Raw genomic sequence first — 22098 nt, 5'->3', positions numbered from 1 at the left:
CACGGTGATGCCCGCCAACGCCGGAGACGCGACGTGAAACTGCTCCGTGCGTTGGCAGTCCTGCTCGCGGTGGCCAGCATCGTGATGCTGGCCGCGTCGGGCCTTGGGACGCGCTTCGGTGTGTGGCACTACCGCACCGGGCTCTCGATGCTGCGCTACTCGGCGTACGTCGGTGTGGCGGCCGCCATCACATGTGTGCTGGCGCTGCTGCTCACACGAGCGAGCGGAGGCAGTCGTGTCACGCTGGTGCTTGGTCTGCTGCTGGCGGCGGTCACGGTCGGCGTGCCGTACCGCTTCTCGCAGACCGCGAAGCAGGTGCCGCCGATTCATGACATCACGACGGACATGACGGACCCGCCGGCATTCGTGGCAATTCTGCCGCTGCGTGCATCGGCTCCGAATTCCGCCGTGTATGCCGGTGACAGCATCGCCGCGCTGCAGCGGACGGCATACCCCGACGTGCAGCCGCTCATGCTTCCGGTGCCGCCGCTGGCGGCCTTCGAACGTGCCGTGGCCGCGGCGAAGGTGATGGGATGGGAGGTCGTTGCCGGCGACTCACCCAGCGGTCGCCTCGAAGCCACCGCCACCACGACCTGGTTTGGCTTCAAGGACGACGTTGTCGTGCGTATCCGCGCCGAAAACGGCGGATCTCGCATTGATGTGCGCTCGGTGTCCCGCGTGGGCCGCAGTGATGTGGGCGCGAACGCCGCCCGCATTCGGCGCTATCTGAGCGAACTGCAGCGCTAGTCGCCGCCGTTTCAGCGCGGTCGTTGTGCGCTGCGCGCGAGTGTGTTGAGCCCCGCTGGGTCCACGGTAATGGTGCCGAAGCGCGCAATGAAGTGCAGATGCGGCCCCGTCACGCGACCCGTGGCGCCGACGCGTCCGATCGTGTCGCCGCGCGCCACGGTGTCACCGACCGACACCAGCTGTTTGCTGAGATGCAAATACGCCGTGACGAGTCCTTCGCCGTGATCGACGTACACCACGTTGCCGCCGAGCGTGAACGCATCGACGATGCGGACCACGCCGCGGTTGGCCGCACGCACCGGTGCACCCACAGCGCCGGCGTAGTCTGTGCCCATATGCCGACTGGTCACGGCACCGTTGAATGTGCGACCACCGCCGAACGGGCTGGTGATGCGCGACGACCGCGGCGAAAGAAATGGCGACGACCAGAGTCGCGGGGTGTTGTGCGCGTCGCGTGAGACGGCGGCCGCGCGCTCGGCTTCGACGCGCATGCGTTCGGCCGTGGCTGCATCGGGTGAAGCACCGAATCGCGGCGCGACCCGCAGTCGCTCGAGCTTATAACTCCCGGCCAGGGTGGGAATGCGCACGTTCCCCGACGCCTCGCCGCTGCAAGACCACGTCATCGTGATACCCGTTGTGGAATCGATCGGCACCGCCGCGATCGCAACCGCCGAGTCGCCGGATACGCGGAAGTGCAGCGTTTCACCGGCAACGGTGGCGGCGACGGTGGCGCCGACGGTGCGCGCCGACGTCGTCACGCGAAAGAGCGAGCCGGCCTTCGGTGACGCCGGCTGCCAAGCGAAGTCGGACGGCAGTGGGCAGGCGCGCGTTTGCACCCGATGAGTGTGGCCGAACGTGAGCAACAGTCCGAGCGCCAAGGCGGCGTGCAGCGGGGCAGACACGTTCACGACGACTCGGCGAAGGAGAGGACCGCGTGGGCGGCGCGCCATCCCGACGCCACGGCTCCGTCGAGATACCCGCCACCGATCTCGGAGGTTTCCGAGCCGGCCCAGATCAGGCGACCATTCCATGCATCGCCAGTGAAGAGGGCGAGCCCGTAGTCGGGATGGGCCGCCGGTGGCGTATCATCGTGCGGTCCGCAGCTGAGCCGGTCTCGCGTCCAGTCATACTCCGCGTAGCCAGTCGCATCGAAGGCCTCGGGGCCGAAGAGTCGCGCCAGTTGTGCCAGCACCGCCGCGCGGCGTTCCTCGAGACTCGCGTCACGGAATGCCCGAGCGGCAGCACTGGTGCGCGGTGCCACGAAGCCCATGAGCGCGGAGCCGGCCGGCACTCCATCCTGCGGCGGCACGCACGCGTCGTGAATCTCCTGCAGCGGTCCGCCCCAACTCACGGCGTACCCCGAGCGCCCCGCGTTGCGCCAGAACGGCACGTCGTAGGTCACGACGCACTTCATCGCGTGCCCCATCCACGTGACCGTGTCGATGAGCGTCGCCCGCATCGCGTGGGAGAGCGGCGGCGCGAACACGATGTCACGCGACACGACCCGCGGCGGAGCGGCGACGATGATACGACGAGCCGTTCCGCGGAAGCCAGTCCCGTCGACGGTCACGCCGTGTGGTTGCAGGGTCACCGTGTGCACTGCCGCGTTGAGATGTACGGTGACTGGTGTGGGCGCGGCCTGCGACGCGGCGTGAAGTGCATGCGTGAGGGCAGTCATGCCTCCGGCCAGGCGATACGACGGATCGGACTGTCCGGATGCGTCGAACGACTCCGGGGCACGCCCGGCGTCGGCTTCGTACCTCGCGAGCCCCTCACGGTGCTGCGCGAACACGGGAAGCGCCAATTGGGCGACCAGCGCGCGAATGTGCTGCTGGTGCGGCCAGAACCACGCGGGGCCGAGATCAAGCCAGGCGCCGTCGGCGAACGGGACGGCGGGGACGGTGAGTACGCGGCCGCCGAGGCGCGAGCGGGCCTCGAGCAGGGTCACGCGCTGTCCCGACGCGGCAAGGCGGCAGGCGGCGGTCAGGCCGGCGAGGCCGCCGCCCACCACGGCAACGTCGGTGTCGAAGAGCATGGGTGCAACGGGGCGGGTTTCGTGCATTGGGCGGGCAAGCTACCGCAAATCGACTCGCCTAGCACGGCCCGTGCAGTAGACTTGTTGCTCTGCCCCGATCTCCCAAACCGCCAGGACACGCCTATGCGCTCCGCCTCGCCCCGCCTCGCTCGCCGCGCCTCCGCCGCGCTCGGCGTCGCGCTCCTCTTCGCGGCTTGCAGTAAGGCCGAGGATGCCTCAGCCAAGGATTCGGCCATGGCGGCCGATTCCGCCGCGTCGTTGACACTCGATTCCACCGCGACGGCCGGCGCCAGCGCTGGCGTGACCGCGAGGGTGGTCGATGCGGGCGGCCGTGAACTCGGCGTGCTGACGTTCGCCGACGCCGGCGCCGCGATTTCGGTGGACGGCACGCTGCGCGGCCTGCCGCCGGGTGTGCACGGCATGCATATCCATGCCGTCGGTCGTTGCGACGCTCCTGATTTCGCCAGCGCCGGACCGCACTGGAGCCCCACGCCCAAGCAGCACGGCAGCACGAACGAAGCCGGTCCGCATCACGGCGATCTCATGAACGTCACCGTCGGTGCCGACAGCAGCGCCGTGGTGAAGATGTCGACGCCGGCCGGTTCGCTGCGTGGCGAAAACCCACTGCTCGACGCCGATGGTGCCGCCATCGTGATTCATGCCACCGCCGACGACTACAAGACGGATCCGTCGGGAAACTCGGGTGCTCGCATTGCCTGCGGCGTGGCCTCCGGCTCCTGAACGAGGAGTGACGCGACCGTGAATGTGCAGGCGCATACACTGGTAGACCTGAGCCACGCCATCGAGGATGGCGTGGTGTACTACAAAGGTCTGCCAGCGCCGGTGATCTGCGACTACCTGAGTCGGGAAGACTCACGTGCGTTGTACGAACCGGGTACCGAGTTTCAGATCGGTCGCGTGGAGCTGATCACCAACACCGGCACGTACATCGACTGTCCGTTCCATCGCTACGCCGATGGACGCGACACGGCGTCGATGCCGCTGGAACGGTTTGTCGATCAATCCGCACTCGTGGTGCGCGCGACCACGCGTGCGGAGCGCGCGATCGATGTCGCGCAATTGTCGGCGCAACTCTCGCTGCCCGAAGTGCGTGGCAAGGCGGTGCTCGTGCACACGGGGTGGGACGCGCACTGGGGCACCGATGCCTACTTCGAGGGGCATCCGTATCTCACCGAGCAGGCCGCGATCTGGTTGCGCGATGCCGGCGCGGTGCTGGTGGGGATCGACTCGATGAACATCGACAATACCGAGCGCGGTACGCGTCCGGTGCACACGGTGTTGCTGCGCAAGGAGATCCTGATCGCCGAGCATCTGTGCAATCTGCAGCTGCTGCCCGATTCAGGCTTCAGCTTTACCGCCGTGCCGCCCAAGCTGGTGGGCGTGGGGACCTTTCCCGTACGCGCGTTCGCTACGGTCCCCTACGCGTCGCGCACACTCGCATACGCATCGCGCAGCACCTGAGCCGAACGCTCGAGGCGTTCGCGTTCTTGTGGCAGCATTTCCGGCTCGAGCACGATCTCCGCGCCGCCACTGCCCACGATGGTCGGCATGGAAAGCGCCACGTCGCGCACGCCCGACGCGCCCTCCTGCCATCGTGATACCGTCAGCACGCGACGCTCACCGCGCAGGATCGTGCGCAGCAACGTGGCGGTGACCAAGCCGATGGCGTGATTGGTGGCGCCTTTGCGCTTGATGATCTCGTAGGCGGCGGTGCGCACCTCGTTGGCCATGGGCGTTTCGCGATCGGCACTCCACCCGGGCCACTGCGCCAGCGGCACGCCGCCTATCTGCACACTCGACCAGAGCACCACTTCGGAGTCGCCGTGTTCGCCGACGACCTGCGCATGTACTGAGCGCGGGTCGAGGTCGAGCGCGCGTCCGAGTGCCTCGCGAAGGCGTGCCGTGTCAAGCATGGTGCCGGTCCCGATCACGCGCGCTGGCGGCAGTCCCGAGGCTTCGAGGACCACGCGCGTGAGCACGTCGACCGGATTGGTGACCACGACGATCACGCCGCGCGCGGCCGAAAGGCGCGCGCCGAGTTCCTGCGCCAACGCGGCGTTGTCGCGCAGCAAGGCCAGTCGCGATTCGCCGGGCTTGCCGTTGCGCCCGGCCGCGATCACGATCGCGTCGGCGTCGATCATCTCCTCGATCGACGCCGTGCGCACGGTGGCGCCGGGGTAGAACGAACTCCCCTGCGCGAGATCCATCGCCTCCCCTTCGGCGACCTCGGTGCGGGCGTCGTACAGCAGGAGTTCGTCGGCCACGCCTAGTTGCAGCGTGGAGATGGCCACGCTCGATCCTACCCAGCCGGTGCCGATTATGGCGACCCGTCGAGCCATGAGATGTCTCAGTGAGAGAGGCGCTGCGAGAGGAACTGACGCAACGGCACGAGCGCGGCCGTCGGCGTCTCCTCGAACGGGAGATGCCCCACGTTGGGCAGCGGCACCAGCGTGGCCTGCGGCAATGCCTTCATGTAGTCGGCGGCATTGCTGAAGGGGATCATCTGATCCTGTTGTCCCCACAACAGCAACGTTGGTGCCTGAATCTGCCGGAGCTGCGGAATGGGATTGATGAGAATCGTCTGACGCAGGCGCTGCAGCATCGCGTCGCGCGCGCCCGGCGCGAGCATGAGATCGTAGTAGCGAGCCACCAGGCCGTCGGTGAGTACACGCTGATCGGCATACGCCGGCTCGAGACTCATGCGAAACACCGATCTCGGCATCACGTAGCGCATGAGTGGCAGGACGAGCGGTACGTCGGCTGGTTTGTCATACTCGAAGCCCGGACTCGCAAAGCCGTCGGGCGAGATCAGCACCAGCGTCTCCACGCGCTCGGGATATCGGGCGGCGAACGCCCAGGCGATCCGGCCGCCCATCGAGTTGCCGATAAGCGTGGCGCGCTGCACCCCCAGCGTGTCCATGAGCGTGGCCAGTAGCTGCATGCTGCGCATGTCGGCGTAGTCGCCGGTGGCGTCGGGCGCACTCAGGCCGCTGCCGGGAAAGTCGAAGCGAATCACGCGATAGGTGCTATCGAGCGCGCGGGCCCACGGCTCCCACGTATGCAAGCTCGAGCCGAAGCCGTGCAGCAGGATCAGCGCCGGTGCATCGCGTGGTCCGGTATCGCGGACGTGCAACGACGTGCCTTCGATCGTGCGTAAGTCGCTTGCGCTGGCGAGGTAGCGGGCGCGGAGCGTGTCTTGGTCAGCATCGGGGGTGTACAGGGCCACGCCGGCCGCGATGAGGGCCACGGCAGCGGCGATCGCTAGAATACGTCGTGTCATAGTGCGGCGGAACTTACTCCACGCGCCACACGCGATTCCACCCGTCGGCGAAGGCATAGCAGCCGCAGCGTGCCACCCAACGGGCCGCCACGCGCTGGGTTCTTGCTCGGCAGGCCCCCGCGTAGTTGCACACCACGTCGGTCACGAGGAGATCCCGCTGCGACTGCACCGGCGTGAGCGTGGTGTCGATCACCCACTTCGGCTTCTCGGCGGTGGGCGTCCAGGTGGGGCGGCGTGGCGCGCGCTCGGGGGCGCTGGGGGCGCTTACCGCAACGCCGCCGCGGAACCGGGGTGCGTCGGCCACGCGGTAGGGCAGGTACCCCACCCTGGGCTCTCCGCGCGGTATGGGACGCGACGAAAGACCTCCGATCGGCTTGGGCGCCGGGGCGGGCGGTCCGAACGCCTGCGGGCCCACGCTGCCCACGAGTGGCCGGCCTTGGCCGCCCAGCGAGGCGGCGATCATGATCGAAAGCGCGAAAACGGCAGCCAGTGGAGGGCAATGCATAGATGAATCATAAATGGCGGTCTACTTTTCCCCGATGCCTTCCGCCAATTCCACCATTTCGGCCACGCCGAGTGCCGGGCCGACGCGTTCGTATACGCTCGACCACACGCTCGCCTTCGCGCTGTGTCTCGGCGCCGCGATGCTGTTGCTCTGGCCGCTCCTCACCGGACAGATGCTGTTCGGTGGGAGTCGCTCCGACATGTTCATCGCCGGCTACTCGTTCCGCCTGTTCGGCGCCGAATCGTTCCTGAAAGACGGCGCTATTCCGCAGTGGAATCCGTATCTGTACGGCGGCCTGCCGTACATCGCAGCGATGCACGGCGACATTTTCTATCCGACCGCGTGGCTCCGATGGATCATGCCGGTGGATGTCGCGATCACGCTCGGTATGGCGATTCACTTCGTGCTGACCGGGTGGTTCACCTATCGCTTCTGTCGGTCGCTCGGGCTCTCGTGGAATGCGAGTGTGATTGCCGGGGTGGCGTACGAACTCACGGGTATCGTGGCGTCGCAGATGAGCCCGGGGCATGACGGCAAGTTGTTCGTGGCCGCCATCGCGCCATTGGCATTCTGGACGCTGCTTGGCGCTATCCGGCACGGCAAGACGTGGTGCTACGGGGCGTTTGCCTTCGTGGTCGCCCTTATGGTACTCGGACATTACCACCCGGCGTACTTCCTGTTGCTCGCGCTCGGCATCTGGGCGTTGTACCTCGTGTTCTTCGATCCCCAGCGACCGACTGATGTAAATCCTGTGAAAGCGCTGGGATTCTCATTGATAGCCGTGGTCATTGGCTGCGGCATTACCGCGCTGCAGGTGCTGCCGTTTCTGGAGTACGTGCCGTACTCACCGCGCGCCGAGGGGGGACCGGATACCGGCTGGCAGTTTGCGACGAGCTATGCACTGCCACCATCCGAGATCTTCGGCTTGCTGTTGCCGCAGTTCAACGGCGTGCTCGATCAGTACTGGGGTCGCAACCCCATCAAGTTTCACACCGAGTACATGAGCTTTCTGCCGCTGGCTCTGGCAGCGCTGGCGCTGGGCGACAAAGCACGTCGTCGACTGGTGATTGTGCTTGGGGCGAGCGCGCTGTTCTTCCTGATGTTCTCATTTGCGGGGTACACACCGTTCTACAAGCCCTTCTACGAGCTGCTGCCGCTCGTGAAAAAGATTCGTGCGATGGGCATGGTGTTCTATCTTCCGGCGTTCTTTGTATGCGTGCTAGCGGGCGTTGGCGTTGATCGGCTGTTCGCGCGAGCTGTCCCGATGCGTACGGTATTGATCGTGGTCGGTGGCACGGCGGCGTTTGCGCTGCTTGGTGCTGTCGGCGGATTGCAGGGGCTCGCCCAGTCGTTGGCGATTCCGGAGCGACTGGAGGGTGTTGCCGCCAACGCGCCTAATCTTCAAAGTGGTGCGGTGCGGTTGCTGGTGTTCGTGGTGCTCGGCGGTGCTGTGCTCTGGGCCACGACGGCCGGAAAAATTGTACCTCGGGTCGCGACGGTCGCCCTGGTGACTCTTGTTGGAATCGACCTGTGGAGCTTCGACAAGCTGTTCTTTACGTTCTCGCCGCGGGCCAGCACGCAATTCGCCGATGATGCAGTTACGGGATACCTCCGGAAAGTACCGCCGCCGTATCGCTTGATAGACGGCGGTGCCAGTTATCAGCAGTCGATCCTGATGGCGTATCGCATCCCGAGTGCGATGGGCTACCACGGCTTCCAGTTGCAGCGCTACAACGAGCTGGCCGGAGCGAAGGAAGGATTCCGCAACCTGCTCACGCCGAACATGTTCGACCTGCTGTCGATCCGGTATCTCATCCTGCCCGACACGCAGCCGGTGCCCGGCTTCCACTTGGTCGTGCCGCCGTCGCCCACGGCCTTCGGCACCACGGCCACGCTGTACGAAAGCGACACCACGCCGGCGTATGCGCGCGTGCTGCCGGTGTCGGCCAAGCTGACCGAAGAGCAGGGGATGGCCACGGTGATCGATCCACGCTTCCCGATCAGCAACGTGGCGTTGTTGCCTGATACGTCCACCGCCACGTCGCCAAACGCCACGCCGCCGTTCCCCACGCCGCAGGTGAAGGCCACGGTGACCGAGTGGAGCGCCGGCAAGATGCGCATATCGCTCACCGGTGCCGAAGCAGCGACTAGTCAGTTGCTGGTATCGGAGAACTGGTATCCGGATTGGCACGCCGAAGTGGATGGCAAGCCGGGCATCGTGCGTCGCGCCGATCACACGCTGATCAGCGTGGATATTCCGCCGGGGGCGAAGGAGGTGCGGTTGTGGTTCGACTCGCCGACCTACGCGCGTGGCAAAATGATCAGCGTGATCTCGTTGCTGCTGGCGGCGGCGATGATGTTCGTGCCGATGTTCGTGTCGTTCGGCACCAAGAAGACCGCGTAGTTACGGCCGCGTCCCCATCGGTTCACCCATGCGCACGGGCCGTTCGGCGGCCCACGGCGCGGTGAACGTGACGGTCTTCGGCGGGAAGAGCATCACCACCGTAGAGCCTAGCAGGAAACGTCCCATCTCGTCGCCTTGGGCGAGATGGATGGTCTGGTCGGTGTAGTCCCACTCGCGCACCGTGCCCGGGCGCGGCGGGTTCACGATACCGTGCCACACGGTGGCCATGCTGCCCACGATCGTGGCGCCCACCAGCACCATCACGAACGGCCCGTGGGCGCCCTCGAACAGGCACACCACGCGTTCGTTGCGCGCGAACAGTCCTGGCACGCCGCGCGCGGTGGTGGGATTCACTGAGAACAAGTCGCCAGGCACGTGAATCATGCGCACCAGACGCCCATCGCACGGCATGTGAATGCGATGGTAATCCCTGGGGCTCAGATAGATCGTGGCGAAGTCCCCGTTGGCGTAGGGCGCGGCCAGTGATGCATCGCCACCGACCAGCGCCGTGGTGGAGTAACTGTGCCCCTTCGCCTGAAAGATCTGATCGCCGGTGATGGGACCGAGCTGACTGATCGCGCCGTCCACCGGACACACGAACTCGGCCTGGGCAATGGATCGCGCGCCTGGCTTCAGTGCACGCGTGAAGAAGTCGTTGAACGTGGCATACGTGGTGATGTCCGGCTCGGCCGCCTCGCTCATGTTGACGCCGTACTTGGCCACGAACCAGCGGATCACCGAGGTCGTCTGTTCGCCGCGCCGGGCCGACGCGAAGGCGCCGGCCAGCGACGTGAGGGCCCGCTTGGGCAGCAGGTACTGGGCGATGACGAAGAGAGGCGAGGACACGGGACAGAATGTAATGTACGGTCATGGAATATTGGCGTTCTTCCGTTCTCGCGGCGGCATTGTTGACCACGGCCGCGTCCGCATTCCCCGACAGGCTCTCCGCCCAGGTCATCGGCGGCCGCGTGACGGATGACCGCACCATGAAGCCGGCCGTCGACTACGTGGTGCGCCTCGTGCAGATGTCCGACACCGGACTGGTGGCGCTCGACGAAACGACCACCGATGCCACGGGGCAGTTCACGGTGGTCGCGCCGAGCGCGGGGAGCTACGTGCTCTCGTTCGGGAAAACCGCGCCGCGCGTGCATCGCGTACCGGTCGAGATCGAAGCGGGAGTAGCGCCGACGCCGAAGGATTTCCCGTTGCCGATCCAACGCGAGTCGGACACGCGGCCGTATGTGGACGTGGATGTGGATGCAGCGTCGCTCTTTCCGAAGGGAGGACGCGGTCCGGCGTTCCCCAACGCGCAGCGACTCGCTGGTGCGCGCGGGTCGGTGTTCGCGATGTTTGTGGTCGATACGACCGGCCGCCCCGAGAAGAACAGTGTGCGCCTGTTCGCGGGAACCCATGCGGATTTCGTCCGCTCCGTCGAACAATGGCTGACGGTCGGGAATTTCCGCGTCTCTCACGTGGGCAATGTCCCCGTGCGCCGACAGGTGTGTCTGGCCTTTGCGTTTCAGGTCGACACCGACCCACGTGAGGCGCGTCGGCTTCCCAAGCCGGACGTTCCACCTGCGGGCCTCGCCAGTTCCTCACGGGCCCTGTGCTCGCGCGCGCTCGAGGGCGCCGGGATGATCACTGTTTCTGCTCAGCGCTAAGCGCTTCACGCTAGAATAGCCGCATGCGCCGATCAATCCTGTTCGCCCTCCGCCTCTTCCTCCTCGTGCTCTGCCTCCCCGCGCCGCTCACGGCGCAGGGACGCATTCTCGTCGACACGATCCGCTCCAAGGCACTCGCCGGCAACGCCATCGGCGACACGCCGAATCGTGAAGTGTTCGTCTACACGCCGCCCAGCTACGACCGCACACCGAACCGCCGCTTCCCCGTGCTGTACTTGCTGCATGGCTTCACGTCGCATCCGCGTGAATGGCTCGATGGCTCGTACCAGGGGCTCGACCTGCAGCAAACGATGGACAGTCTCTGGCGCGTCGATGCCGGCGAGTTCCTGGTGGTGATGCCGAGTGCCGACAACGCGATGGGCGGCAGCTTTTATGTGAACTCGTCAGCGTTCGGTAAATGGGATGACTTTGTATCGCAGGAGTTGGTGCGCTACATCGATGCGCGCTATCGCACGCGCCCCGACCGTGCGTCGCGTGGAGTGGCCGGACAATCAATGGGCGGCTTTGGTGCGCTGTATCTCGCGCAGAAGCACAGCGACGTATTCGGCGCGGTGTACGCCATGAGTCCGTGTTGCACGGCGTTGGTGGGTGAGCTCGCGCCCACAAGTGAAATCTGGCCGTACGTGCGTGACTCCACACTCACGCCGCCGCAACCAATCGCTGGCAGTGTGCGCCTCGCCCGCGCCATGACCGCCGCCTTCGCGGCGCCGTTCGACCAGCCCGGCGCGTGGTCAAAGTTTCTGCCGGTCGATCAGCTCACCAAAGACGCCACGGGCCTGCGCCGCAGCTGCGCCGTGGTCATCGAGTACGGGCTCGACGACGCCATCGCCAGTGTGCCGTTGGGGTCGCGCGCCTACGCCGACGCACTGGCCCGCGCCAAGATCCCCTATCGCCTCGATGCGTTCGCCGGCGGGCACACCGATCGTACGCGACAACGGTTCGAGCAGCGCGTGTTGCCGTTTTTTGCGCAGCAGTTCTCGGGCGCCGCACCCGGCAGTCCATGCCCGCCGTGACTCGCTCGGCAGCGCGTTCGTAGCTGATAGGCTGGCATCCGGCAGACCGGACGGTGGCGTATCTTTCCGAATCCCTTCCTTCCCCCTCGTCGGAGACGCTCGCGTGACGCATCGCCTGCCGCACCGTCTGACCCCACGTTTCGTACCTCTCGCGGCGCTGGCGCTGATCGCGTCGAGCGCGCTGCCTGGCGCGTTGCTGCACGCGCAAGACGGCCCCTCGTCCGCCGCCGAGACGCTGCCGCTCAAGACGGCGCGCACCCACATCTTCACCACGACGAAGGGCAGCTGGCTGTCCCTCGACGTGTCGCCCGACGGCTCGCAGCTCGTGTTCGATCTGCTCGGCGATCTGTACACGATGCCAATCGCCGGCGGTAAGGCTACGCGCCTCACCAGCGGTATGGGATTCGATGCGCAGCCGCGCTTCTCGCCCGATGGCCGGAAGATCGTGTTCATCTCCGATCGCTCGGGCGGCGAGAACGTCTGGATTCAGTCGCTCGACGGCAAGGACACCACGCAGGTCACCAAGGGCAACAACAACATGTACGTGTCGCCGGAGTGGACGCCGGACGGTGCCTACGTGGTGAGTTCGCGCGGTGGCGGATTGGGCGGCGCGGCGAAGCTGTGGATGTACAACGTGAACGGCGGCAATGGCCTGCCCATCACGACGGAGCCCACGCTGCCGGCCACGCTGAAGCTGCTTGGCGCCGCCTTCGGCAAGGACCCGCGCTACATGTGGTTCGCTGCCCGCACCGGCGACTGGCAGTACAACAGCATCGGCGCGCAATTCCAGCTCCATGTGTGGGACAAGGAAACGGGACGCGTGTCGCAGATGACGACGCGCTTCGGATCCGGCTTCCGTCCAACCTTGTCGCCCGACGGCAAGTACTTGGTGTACGGCACGCGCTTCGAAACCAAGACGGGACTGCGCCTTCGCAATCTCGAGACGCAGAAGGAAGACTGGCTGGCCTTTCCCGTGCAGCGCGATGACACCGAGTCGCGCGCGCCGATGGATGCGTATCCGGGCTTCAGCTTCATGCCCGACTCGAAGTCGGTGGTCGTGTCGTACGGTGGTGAGATCTGGCGGGTACCGGTCGACAAGTCGGCCGCGACCAAGATTCCTTTCGAAGCCGAAGTGAAGCTCGAGATGGGACCCGAGGTGAAGTTTGCCTGGAAGATCGACACGGCGGCCACGTTCACCTCGCGACAAGTACGCGATATTCAGCCGTCGCCCGATGGCAAACAACTCGCGTTCTCGTCGTTGGGGCACATACAGGTGATGGCGTTGCCCGGCGGCACGCCGACGCGCGTGAGCAAGAACACGACGGGTGAGTTCGGCCCCGTGTGGTCGCCCGATGGCAAGTCGTTGGCGTGGGTCACCTGGGACGACGCCGTCGGTGGCCAGATCATGCGTGCCACCTTCGACGCGAAGAAAGGTTGGACCACGCAGACGCTCACCACGTCGGCTGGTTTGTACACGGATCTCGCATGGTCGCCCGCGGGCGATCGGATTGTCGCGGTGCGTGCCGCGGCCCGCGAGATGCAGGAAGCGGGTGCGGCGTTCTTCGGTCCCGCGGCAGCCGACATTGTGTGGCTCCCGGTTACGGGTGGCGCACTGTCGGTGATTATGCCCAGTGGCGGATTGGGCACGCCGCACTTCACCCGGGATGCCACACGCATCTTCGCGTACGGACGTGCGGGGCTGCAGTCGTTTCGCTGGGACGGCACCGATATCAAGACGCACCTCAAGGTCACGGGCCCGTTGCCGCCGGGCGCCGGCGGTGAACCCGGTCTCGATGCGGCGCTGGTCGAGAAGGAGTCGCGGCACTACATCGGCGGACGCGCCGCGCGTCCACTGGGTACCGATACGCACCTCGATCCCGCTGAGCCCACACCGCCGCAGCCGCCGCCAGCGTCGTTGGTGCTGATGGCGCCGAGTGGCGATCAGGCGTTGGCGATGGTCGGCATGGACCTCTACACGATCACGGTGGCGCAGGTGGGTGCCGTCGCGCCCACGGTGAACGTGTCGATGCCGGCGGCAGCCTCGGCGCCGGTGAAGAAGCTGAACACGATCGGTGGCGAGTTCCCCACGTGGAACAGCACCGGCCGGGTGGTGCACTGGGCGCTCGGCAATTCGGTGTGGTCGTACGATCTCGACCGCGCGAAGGTGGCGGAGGACTCGGCCAAGGCCGATGCAAAGATGAAAGCGCGCCTGCGAGCCGATACCACGAAGTCGGTAAAGGACAGCATCATGCGCGGCGACTCCATCGCGAAGGCCGACACCACCAAGAAGAAGCCGTTGCCGGCCTATACGCCGGCGGAAATGAAGATCACGGTGATGTCGCCTCGTGACACGCCGCGTGGCGTGGCGGTGTTCCGCGGGGCGAAGGCGATCACGATGAAGGGGAACGAGATCATCGAGAACGCTGACATCGTGGTGCGCGACAGTCGCATCGTGGCCGTCGGTGCGCGCGGTAGCATGACCATTCCTGCCGGCGCGCAGATCTTCGACGTGAGCGGCAAGACGATCATGCCCGGCATGGTGGATACACACTACCACCCGCAATGGCTCACGCCGCAGATCCATAACACGCAAACGTGGCAGTATCTCGCCACGCTGGCCTACGGCACCACCACCACGCGCGATCCGCAAACGTCGAGCACCGACTTCCTGGCGTATACGGATCGCGTGGAGTCGGGTGAGATGATCGGCCCTCGCATTTATACCACGGGCCCCGGTGTTTTCTCGGCCGAGCCGGTGCGCGACTATGCGCATGCGAAGGACATCATGACGCGGTACGCCAAGTACTACGACACGAAGACGCTCAAGATGTACATGAGTGGGAACCGTCAGCAGCGGCAGTGGCTGATCATGGCGGCGAAGGAGCTCGGCATCATGCCGACCACCGAAGGCGGCCTCGATCAGAAACTCAACCTCACGCACGGCATTGATGGCTATCCCGGCATCGAGCACACGCTGCCGATCACGCCCAAGTTCGAAGACATTTTCGAGTGGTACAAGGCGACGCAGGTGACCAACTCGCCGACCCTGATCGTAGAGTACGGCGGTCCGTTCGGTGAAGGCTGGTTCTACCAGACGGAAGACCTGATGAACGACGCCAAGCTTCGTCGCTTCACGCATCCGGTCGATTTCGACGGCAAGGTGCGTCGCCGCGGCGCCGGCAATGCACCCGGACCGGCCGGCTTCGCCGTGAAGGAAGAGTACGCCATGTGGCAACATGCGGAGGACATCGCGAAAACGGTGGCGGCCGGCGGTCGCATTGGTGTAGGCAGTCACGGCCAGTTGCAGGGACTGGGCATGCACTGGGAGTTGTGGCTGATCCAGTCGGGCGGACTCTCCACGCACGACGCGCTGCGTTCAGCCACGATCGTAGGTGCCGAAGCCATTGGACTTGGTGGTGAAATCGGATCGCTCGAGGCCGGCAAGTTCGCCGACCTGATCGTGCTCGACCGTGATCCCTTGGTGAACATCCGCAACAGCAACAGCGTGTCGATGGTGATGGTGAACGGCCGACTGTTCGACGGCAACACGCTGGATGAAGTGTATCCGCGGAAGAAGCCGCTGGTGCGTCAGCCGTGGAGCTACACGGTGCCTACGGCAGCGGCGGGCATCCGGCAGTAACCGGTTCGCGGCACTGAAAAGAAACGGTGCCGCATCGCGAGCGTGCGATGGGGCACCGTTTTGCTTGCGCTTACAGCGTCACCGACTTCACAGTGCCGAGATCCGGGCGGTCTCCGGTGATTCGGCCCTTCAACAGTTCGAAGAGCACCGCCGGCGTGGACTTGTCCTGCTTCAGGTAAATCACGCTGTCCGCATTCACGAGAATGAGGGCGAGACGGGGATCGTCGGGGCCACCGTTGCGCACGTCGTCGAGCGCGCCAAAGTACATCTTCCAGTCGGGCTCGTAGAGTGCACGAATCGCGGCGCGGTCCGTAGAGATAGTCGCGGTCCCCGACACGGAGACCCATTCCTTCGACTTCGTGCTGAAATAGCTGAGGTTGATGTTCGGGTTCTGGTCCAGCTCGTCGATCTTGTTCGATTCGACGTCGGTCACGAACCAGAGGTCGGCCACCGGATTCCGCTTCTGCGTGGCCATCGGTCGCGACACCAGTTGCCCGTCTTCGCGCTGGGTCACGAACATGGCGGTTTCGATGCCGTCGACCAAGTCGTATAGTTCGTCGATTCGCTTCTCTTGTTCGCTCTGTTCGCTCATGTCATCTCCGGGAATGTTCGAATGAAGTGCTCCGTCCAATGCAGAGCAGGTGTCGTGCCGCTTTGGGCCGTGTCGGCGATGCTCGTGATCACGATGGCCCCCGCGCAGGCGCAATCCGGCAAACGCGTGCCGTCGGTCACCGGATGCTGGCAGGCGTCGCGACCGCTTGGGCCCACCGGCGGAGCACTGTCCGTTCCGCGGGACGCGCCTTTTACGACGATTGTGCTGCGCGACAGCGGTCGCGTCGTGCTGCCACGGCTCAACGACCGCGAGCGCGTGATGTGGGAGGCGCGCAGCTACTGGGAGGCGCATCGTGACTCGGTCGAAGTTCAAGTGTTCACCGGCCTTCAAGGGTGGCGTGCTGAGCTCTCCGCCCGCCGACTGCCTGTGGCGATGCAGGGCACGGCCACGTATCTCACCGACGTCCTCGTAGCGAATGCGGCACCGCTGCAGGTGGCGGTGACGCTCTCACGCACTCCGTGTCAGGCGGACTGGGCCACGTTGCCGATCACGACGCGCATCCCGCGCAGCTGGGAGCGGGGGAAGCAGCCGTACCTCGAGTTTCAAGTGGAACGGCCGGCGGCGCTGGCCGCCGGTGTGAAACTGCCGAAGGGCGTGCGGTCGATGCGCGCGCTGGGGCGTCACGAGAACTCGGATGCGCGCACGGATCGCCCGGAGGTCGTGGTGGTGCAGTTCATCGTTGAATCAGACGGTCGGGCGGACACGAGCTCGCTCAAGCTGCTCTATGCCGACGGCGCGCGCGCCTCGGCTCGCGCACGTGATGCCGTCGCGGAGATACTGGCGTCGGTGCGATTCACGCCACCCATGGTGGGCGGGAAGGCGGTGAATCAACTGGCGACTTGGCGAATTGAGCGATTCGGGAAATGATCACACAGAGACAAGGAGAAAAAGAGACAAAGAGCACGACGATTTTCTCCTTGTCTCCTTCTCTCCTTGTCTCTGTGTGATCAGTTCAGCGATCTCGAGCGGAAGCAGGTGCAAGCCGCATCGCGATGTCCAGCAGCATTTCGTCGTTCCCCCGCGCCGCGATGATGGATAGGCCGAGCGGGCAGCCGTGCAGCGTGCCGAACGGCAAATTCACCTGCGGCAGTCCGCCCAATCCGGCGATGCAGAGCAGCGCCAGTGCGCGCTCGCGGAACGCGATCGTTTCAGCCGGCGGCAACCGCAGCAGCGGGGCGATATCGGGTACGGTGGGTAGCACCAGCACCGCATTGTCCGCGAGCATCTCGTCCAATAGCGCCACGATCTCCACGCGCCGTTCGCGCATGACCGCGACCTCGTGTGGCTGCACCAGCGCCACCGCGTCGAAGCGCGGGCCAACCTGCGGGCCGAACGTCGGGCGTACGCGCGTGACCCATGATCGATGCGTCGTCCAGATATCGTCGTACTGCAGCACGCGGAATACGTCGAACCAGGCCGACAGTCCTTCGGCGCTCACCGTGACTGGTTCGGCCTCGCCGAGGAGTGCGGTCAGAGACGCGAGCGCCGGCGCGAGTGCGTCGGCGGCCCCTGGGAGCGCCAGGGCAAACGCGTCCGTCGCGAGTAACAGACGACCGGGCGTTGCGGGCGTGCCGCCCAACAGCACGTCGCCAACCTGCGCGAGCAGCGCCGCGTCCCGCGCGAACCATCCGACCGTGTCGAAGATCGGAGCCAGCGGGCACACGCCGTCCAGGGAGATCCGGCCGTGCGTGGGGCGGATGCCGTATATGCCGCAGAAGCTCGCCGGTGCCCGTACCGATCCACCGGTATCGCTGCCGATGGCGAAGTCGACCAGACGGCCCGCTACGGCCGCCGCGGAGCCGCTAGATGACCCACCGGGCACGCGGTGTGGTGCGGCGGGATTCAGCGGCGTCCCGTAGTGCGCGTTCTCGCCGGTGAGGCTGAATGCCAGCTCTTCGGTGTGCGTCTTGCCCGCGAGGGTGGCGCCGGCCTCGAGCAAGTGCCTGGCCACCGTGGCGGTGCTCGACGCTTCGCCGTGCGACGCAAACCAATCGGGGCTGCCGAAGCCCGTGCGATGGCCCGACACATCGAAGATGTCCTTGAGGCCGAACGTAAGGCCGCGTAGTGGCCCGCTGCCAGCGCCGGCGCGATACACGTGGGTGTGCTTGCAGAACGCGCCGAGGTAATCGCGTTCGAGGATGCGGTCCCGGAGAGGCATGACGGAGAAGATCGAGTCCCGCGTGCGTTTCGGGAATAGCCGCGCCGCCTGTCACGATTCTGACATGATCGAGGCCTAGGCTAAATGCTCAAGGCGTCTCCCCCATTTCAGCCCGAACCCTGATGCGACGCACCACCGACTCTCGATGGCGTTCGGTCCTCCGATCACCCTGTTCGCTGTACCCAACCTGCTCGTGGCCGTGCGCGGGCGAGGCTATCGACTCATGCCCACGGCTACTCTCTGATCGAGGTGTTTCTCTATGCGTAACCGGATCGCGTGCGGTATGCTCGCGCTGACGTTGGGTTCGACCGTCGCTTCAGCGCAGGCGGTGACCGTGAAGGAAGAGAAAACGGGGATGCTCAAGCTGGCCAAGGTCACGCCCACCGCCGCCACTGCCACTGCGCTGACGAAGGTGCCGGGTGGAAAAGTGCAGAGCGCCGAAATCGAAAAGGAAGACGGGAAGCTGGTGTACTCCTTTGACATCAAGGTCGTAGGGAAGAGTGGCATCGATGAGGTGCTCGTCGATGCGATGACGGGTGCGGTGGTCAGTGTCGAGCATGAGACGCCCGCCGACGAGGCGAAGGAAGCCAAGGAGGACTTGGCCAAGAAGGCCAAGTCCAAAGTTCCGCCAGCGGTGAAGAAGCCGGGCGCGTAGCCGTTACAAGGCAGACCGCTAGCTTGATCCGTATGCGAGTCCTGGTGGTCGAGGACGATGCGGAGGTTCGCGACTTCCTGCTTCGAGTCATTCGCGAGGCCGCCTGGGCGCCCGACGGTGTGTCGGATGGTCAGGCGGCGCTCGTTGCGCTCGCTCGCGGCCCCTACGATCTCGTGGTACTCGACGTCGGATTGCCGGACATGGACGGGTTCGCGGTGTGTCGCGCACTGCGGGCACGCGGTGATCGCACGCCGGTGCTCGTGCTCACCGCGCGGAACGCCGTCAACGACCGCGTTTGCGGACTCGATGCCGGTGCCGATGACTATCTCGCCAAACCGTTCGCGGTCAGTGAGCTGCTGGCCCGGCTTCGCGCCCTGGCGAGACGCCCGGCTGCCGCGCTCGAGCCCGTGCTGCGATTGGCGGATCTCGCGTTGGACAGCGCCACGCGTCAGGCGACCCGGGCGGGTGAGCCGCTCGTGCTCACGCCGCGAGAAGTGGCCTTGTTGGAATATCTGCTGCGCAACGCACGACGGGTGGTGAGCCGATCGCAGATTCTCGATCACGTCTGGGACGATAACTTCGATCCGGTGGCCAACGCCATCGATGTGCTCGTAGGCCGACTGCGACGTAAAATCGATGGCGATGGACTGCTCCCGCTGCTGCACACCGTCCGTGGTAGCGGGTATGTCCTGACAGACCGAATCGGCGGTGACTATGCCCGTTAGTCGGATTCGACTTCGTCTCGCGTTTGGCTTCGCGATGGCGTTCGCCGTCGGAACGGGCCTGTTGGCCGCTGGCGGTCTCGCCTTCATGGCGCGCGAATCGACGCGGCGGTTTGACGCGCGTCTCGACGGGATCGGCGCCGGCGTGATCTCTGCCGTGGGGCGCGAGTACGCAGAGACGCCCGACTCATCATTTGCGGTCGTCGCGGGAGACGTCGCGGCCGAATGGCCCGAGAACGGTGGCGCATTTCTGCTGCTCGACGCGAGCGGCACGTTGGCGGCGCGTCGTGATCCCGACGGCGCCAGCCAGCGAGTGTTCAACGTGGTGCCGGCCAACCGTGCCGCGCGCTTCGACGTGGATCGAGGTGGTCCGGATCTTCGCGGTCGTGTAATCGATACCACGATCGTGGTGACCGGTGACGCCGCGACGGCCATGCACACGTTCCGCATCGTTACATTCGGCTCGACCGAAGGCATCGAGGCCGACACCGAGCTGCTGCTCGGCGCCATCGCCGTTGGCGTCCCGCTCACTTTGCTGGCAAGTCTGCTGGTCGGCTATCTGCTGGCCGGACGTGCAATGGAACCGGTCCGATCGCTATCGCAAGACATTGCGGCGATCGCGCCATCCGATCTCTCTCGTCGCCTGTTACCGCAGTACGATGGGGACGAGCTCGGGGCGTTGGCGGCGGAGTTTGATGCGCTCATGATCCGTCTCGACGAAGCGCAGCAGCGCAATCGGCAGTTCGTGCGCGAAGCGGCACACCAGATTCGCACACCGCTCACGCTCGTGCTCGGTGAAGCCGCACTGGCGCTCGACGCGGGGACCGACTCGCGCACGGATGCGCCGGACGCCGAACGGTTACGGTCGTCGCTTGCGCGCGTGCGAACAGCGGCCGAGCAGATGCGCCGTCGCGTGGATGAGCTGTTCCTCTTGGCTGAAGCGCGTGCCGGCGAAGTGGTCCGGCTCGAGGAACGCGTCGAGCTCGATAGTCTCGTGCTCGAGTGTACGGATCTGATGCGCGCCCGAGCGTCGGGCACGGGACACGCGCTCGCGATCGGCGACGCTGAACCGGTCACGGTGCTGGGCAATGCCGCGCTGCTTCAGGAAGCGTTGCTCGAACTGATCGAGAACGCCTGTCGACACGGCCTGCCGACCGCACCGATCACGGTCTCGTGTCGAGTGGTGAAGGGCGAGGGCGCGCAGACCAGTGAAGCACAGCTCGAGGTCTGCAACGACGGCCCGCCATTCTCCGATGCAGCGATGTGTGATGTGAAAGCGCAAGCGCACGACCGAGGGCTTGGGCTCTCGATCGTGCGCTGGGTCGCCGTCTCACATCATGGTCGCGTCGAACTGCTGCACGACGCCGATCGCAGTATCGTACGTATCGTACGTATCGTGCTGCCGGCATGCAAAGGCTGATTGGCCGGCGGTTGAGAGGGGCCAGCGCCTTCATCGACGATTCCTCTGGCGGCGGTGTCGTCGCCTCAGGATCGTAGTCGGGGCGTCACGCTGAGCCACTCTTCGCACCACGCTCCAATCCGTTCGGCGCGGTCAAGCAGGGCCCGGGCCTCGGTCAAGGTGGCAACGTCGCCTTGATATTCGAACTTGTCCTGCTCGGCGAGGACGCGCTGGATCTCCTTGGCGATCCGGTCGGTCAGGCGATTGCCCAGCACATCGCGGAGGAGCGCGAGCACCGCCGCGTGCTCGGCCGCGGTAGATCGTTTCCCTCCACTGTGAATCGCGACGGCGTCGGCATGGGCGATCACACTGTGGACCGCGAGGATCGCAAGGGCGCTGGCGTGGCGGGCGTCGCCCTGTTCGGTGATCGCACGTGCCGCGTGCAACAGGCGACGGCCGACCTCGGCATAACTGTCGGCGCGGGCAGGGTCGGTGCGCTTGGCACGATCTGTTCTCGCCATCATGTGAGGAGCTCCGACAGGGGCGGTCCGAGAATGGGCACCACGTCGCGAGCGATGTCCGGCCAGGGTGCCGCGCGCTCGCCCCACCCGCGCCGAGCCTCCCGAATGGTGTAGGCGACCGGACTCGCCGTCGCGCCGTACTGCACACGCAGCGTGTCGACGCCCGCCAGCAGGCGATCCATCAGGAGTTCGCGATGGGCGGCATCACGCGCGATGAGCAGTACGTCCACGTCGCTCGTGGGGGTCTCGTCGGCGCGCGCAACGCTCCCGAAGAGGTACAGGCCGAGTGGTGGCTTGCGGTCACCTCGTGCGAGCGCTGCAAGCGCCTGCCGCATCCCGAGGGCGAGCTCGGCCTCCGCGCTAAACAACGCGATCAGCGCTGGCGCGAGCCGGTGCCGTTCGTTCAGCAGCGTCAGATGATCACGGCCGCCTTCGAGCTTTTTCGCGAGGCCAACCGCATACAGGTCGGCGAGCGCGGCCTGCGCACTGCGCAGGGTCACCCCCGCGCGACGCGCCAACTCCCGCTGCGAGATCGGCGCGCCACCGGCGGTCAGTACGCGCACGAGGTCCACCTTGGCCCGTGTGCCGAGCACCACACCGAGCGGTTCATGCAAAGACGGCGGTGGTAGTAAAGGCATGTAGTAAAATAGTCATATGACTACTTTACAGTCAACGCGCGTTCCCGGCCCCGTCCCGCGCGCTG

Annotated in this window: 21 protein-coding genes; 11 read left to right on the top strand and 10 right to left on the bottom strand. The window is 65.8% G+C overall.

Annotation, left to right across the window (positions count from 1 at the left end; translation table 11 throughout):
• The first annotated feature begins 33 nt into the window (after nucleotides 1-33).
• Entirely contained in the window at nucleotides 34-747 is a 714-nt protein-coding gene (locus RMP10_RS13020) for a DUF1499 domain-containing protein (protein ID WP_310570665.1), read from the top strand.
• A gap of 11 nt (nucleotides 748-758) precedes the next feature.
• On the opposite strand, the gene RMP10_RS13015 is transcribed toward RMP10_RS13020, so the two are convergent.
• Both RMP10_RS13015 and RMP10_RS13010 read right to left on the bottom strand, forming a co-directional pair.
• The gene (locus RMP10_RS13015) at nucleotides 759-1655 is read right to left on the bottom strand and encodes a M23 family metallopeptidase (RefSeq protein ID WP_310570664.1); all 897 of its coding nucleotides are present in this window, start codon (nucleotides 1653-1655) and stop codon (nucleotides 759-761) included.
• Nucleotides 1652-2809 carry an FAD-dependent oxidoreductase gene (locus tag RMP10_RS13010; RefSeq protein WP_310570663.1) on the bottom strand — a complete coding sequence of 386 codons (1158 nt, stop codon included), beginning with the start codon at nucleotides 2807-2809 and terminating at the stop codon, nucleotides 1652-1654. The genes RMP10_RS13015 and RMP10_RS13010 overlap by 4 nt, the downstream gene beginning before the upstream one ends.
• A 96-nt stretch (nucleotides 2810-2905) precedes the next feature.
• Here RMP10_RS13010 and RMP10_RS13005 point away from each other — a divergent pair, with 96 nt between their 5' ends.
• Both RMP10_RS13005 and RMP10_RS13000 read left to right on the top strand, forming a co-directional pair.
• On the top strand, nucleotides 2906-3523 hold the full coding sequence (locus RMP10_RS13005; RefSeq protein ID WP_310570662.1) for a superoxide dismutase family protein: 618 nt from the start codon (nucleotides 2906-2908) through the stop codon (nucleotides 3521-3523).
• An 18-nt stretch (nucleotides 3524-3541) separates the two neighbouring features.
• Entirely contained in the window at nucleotides 3542-4264 is a 723-nt protein-coding gene (locus tag RMP10_RS13000; RefSeq protein WP_310570661.1) for a cyclase family protein, read from the top strand.
• On the opposite strand, the gene RMP10_RS12995 is transcribed toward RMP10_RS13000, so the two are convergent.
• Genes RMP10_RS12995 through RMP10_RS12985 form a run of 3 tightly spaced genes read right to left on the bottom strand, consistent with a single transcriptional unit; the run spans nucleotide 4222 to nucleotide 6546 of the window.
• Nucleotides 4222-5142 carry an L-lactate dehydrogenase gene (locus RMP10_RS12995; RefSeq protein WP_310570660.1) on the bottom strand — a complete coding sequence of 307 codons (921 nt, stop codon included), beginning with the start codon at nucleotides 5140-5142 and terminating at the stop codon, nucleotides 4222-4224. The genes RMP10_RS13000 and RMP10_RS12995 overlap by 43 nt on opposite strands.
• An 8-nt stretch (nucleotides 5143-5150) precedes the next feature.
• Nucleotides 5151-6083, bottom strand: a complete 933-nt coding sequence (locus RMP10_RS12990) for an alpha/beta fold hydrolase (RefSeq protein WP_310570659.1) — start codon at nucleotides 6081-6083, stop codon at nucleotides 5151-5153.
• A 13-nt stretch (nucleotides 6084-6096) separates the two neighbouring features.
• The gene (locus tag RMP10_RS12985) at nucleotides 6097-6546 is read right to left on the bottom strand and encodes a hypothetical protein (protein ID WP_310570658.1); all 450 of its coding nucleotides are present in this window, start codon (nucleotides 6544-6546) and stop codon (nucleotides 6097-6099) included.
• A 76-nt stretch (nucleotides 6547-6622) separates the two neighbouring features.
• Here RMP10_RS12985 and RMP10_RS12980 point away from each other — a divergent pair, with 76 nt between their 5' ends.
• Entirely contained in the window at nucleotides 6623-8992 is a 2370-nt protein-coding gene (locus tag RMP10_RS12980; protein ID WP_310570657.1) for a hypothetical protein, read from the top strand.
• Here the strand turns inward: RMP10_RS12980 and asd are convergent, their stop codons facing one another.
• Complete coding sequence (asd, locus tag RMP10_RS12975) at nucleotides 8993-9838, bottom strand: archaetidylserine decarboxylase (RefSeq protein ID WP_310570656.1); 846 nt, start codon at nucleotides 9836-9838, stop codon at nucleotides 8993-8995.
• A 23-nt stretch (nucleotides 9839-9861) separates the two neighbouring features.
• Here asd and RMP10_RS12970 point away from each other — a divergent pair, with 23 nt between their 5' ends.
• The 3 genes from RMP10_RS12970 (at nucleotide 9862) to RMP10_RS12960 (ending at nucleotide 15327) form a co-directional block, all read left to right on the top strand.
• On the top strand, nucleotides 9862-10653 hold the full coding sequence (locus tag RMP10_RS12970; RefSeq protein WP_310570655.1) for a hypothetical protein: 792 nt from the start codon (nucleotides 9862-9864) through the stop codon (nucleotides 10651-10653).
• A gap of 23 nt (nucleotides 10654-10676) precedes the next feature.
• On the top strand, nucleotides 10677-11687 hold the full coding sequence (locus tag RMP10_RS12965; protein ID WP_310570654.1) for an alpha/beta hydrolase-fold protein: 1011 nt from the start codon (nucleotides 10677-10679) through the stop codon (nucleotides 11685-11687).
• Nucleotides 11688-11790: 103 nt separating this feature from the next.
• Entirely contained in the window at nucleotides 11791-15327 is a 3537-nt protein-coding gene (locus RMP10_RS12960; protein WP_310570653.1) for an amidohydrolase family protein, read from the top strand.
• Nucleotides 15328-15397: 70 nt separating this feature from the next.
• On the opposite strand, the gene RMP10_RS12955 is transcribed toward RMP10_RS12960, so the two are convergent.
• Nucleotides 15398-15919: a pyridoxamine 5'-phosphate oxidase family protein gene (locus tag RMP10_RS12955; RefSeq protein ID WP_309672128.1), complete on the bottom strand. Its 522-nt coding sequence runs from the start codon at nucleotides 15917-15919 to the stop codon at nucleotides 15398-15400.
• A gap of 69 nt (nucleotides 15920-15988) precedes the next feature.
• On the opposite strand from RMP10_RS12955, the gene RMP10_RS12950 reads away from it, so the two are divergent.
• Nucleotides 15989-16807, top strand: coding sequence for a hypothetical protein (locus RMP10_RS12950; protein WP_310570652.1), 819 nt, complete (start codon nucleotides 15989-15991; stop codon nucleotides 16805-16807).
• A gap of 85 nt (nucleotides 16808-16892) precedes the next feature.
• Here the strand turns inward: RMP10_RS12950 and RMP10_RS12945 are convergent, their stop codons facing one another.
• Nucleotides 16893-18098, bottom strand: coding sequence for an amidase (locus RMP10_RS12945; protein WP_310570651.1), 1206 nt, complete (start codon nucleotides 18096-18098; stop codon nucleotides 16893-16895).
• 259 nt (nucleotides 18099-18357) lie between these two features.
• On the opposite strand from RMP10_RS12945, the gene RMP10_RS12940 reads away from it, so the two are divergent.
• Genes RMP10_RS12940 through RMP10_RS12930 form a run of 3 tightly spaced genes read left to right on the top strand, consistent with a single transcriptional unit; the run spans nucleotide 18358 to nucleotide 20895 of the window.
• Nucleotides 18358-18753, top strand: coding sequence for a PepSY domain-containing protein (locus tag RMP10_RS12940; RefSeq protein WP_310570650.1), 396 nt, complete (start codon nucleotides 18358-18360; stop codon nucleotides 18751-18753).
• 32 nt (nucleotides 18754-18785) lie between these two features.
• Entirely contained in the window at nucleotides 18786-19478 is a 693-nt protein-coding gene (locus tag RMP10_RS12935; protein WP_310570649.1) for a response regulator transcription factor, read from the top strand.
• Nucleotides 19468-20895: a HAMP domain-containing sensor histidine kinase gene (locus RMP10_RS12930; RefSeq protein ID WP_310570744.1), complete on the top strand. Its 1428-nt coding sequence runs from the start codon at nucleotides 19468-19470 to the stop codon at nucleotides 20893-20895. The genes RMP10_RS12935 and RMP10_RS12930 overlap by 11 nt, the downstream gene beginning before the upstream one ends.
• 65 nt (nucleotides 20896-20960) lie before the next feature.
• Here the strand turns inward: RMP10_RS12930 and RMP10_RS12925 are convergent, their stop codons facing one another.
• Both RMP10_RS12925 and RMP10_RS12920 read right to left on the bottom strand, forming a co-directional pair.
• Nucleotides 20961-21398 (bottom strand): hypothetical protein, encoded by a 438-nt coding sequence (locus RMP10_RS12925; RefSeq protein ID WP_310570648.1) that lies wholly within the window; start codon nucleotides 21396-21398, stop codon nucleotides 20961-20963.
• Nucleotides 21395-22033, bottom strand: a complete 639-nt coding sequence (locus RMP10_RS12920; RefSeq protein WP_310570647.1) for a nucleotidyltransferase domain-containing protein — start codon at nucleotides 22031-22033, stop codon at nucleotides 21395-21397. Before RMP10_RS12920 ends, RMP10_RS12925 begins: the two co-directional genes overlap by 4 nt.
• Nucleotides 22034-22098 lie beyond the last annotated feature (65 nt).

This window comes from Gemmatimonas sp. (genome assembly GCF_031426495.1).
GTDB lineage: Bacteria > Gemmatimonadota > Gemmatimonadetes > Gemmatimonadales > Gemmatimonadaceae > Gemmatimonas.
The sequence above is the reverse complement of the archived record's forward strand: the minus strand, read 5'-3'. Positions and strand labels throughout refer to the sequence as shown.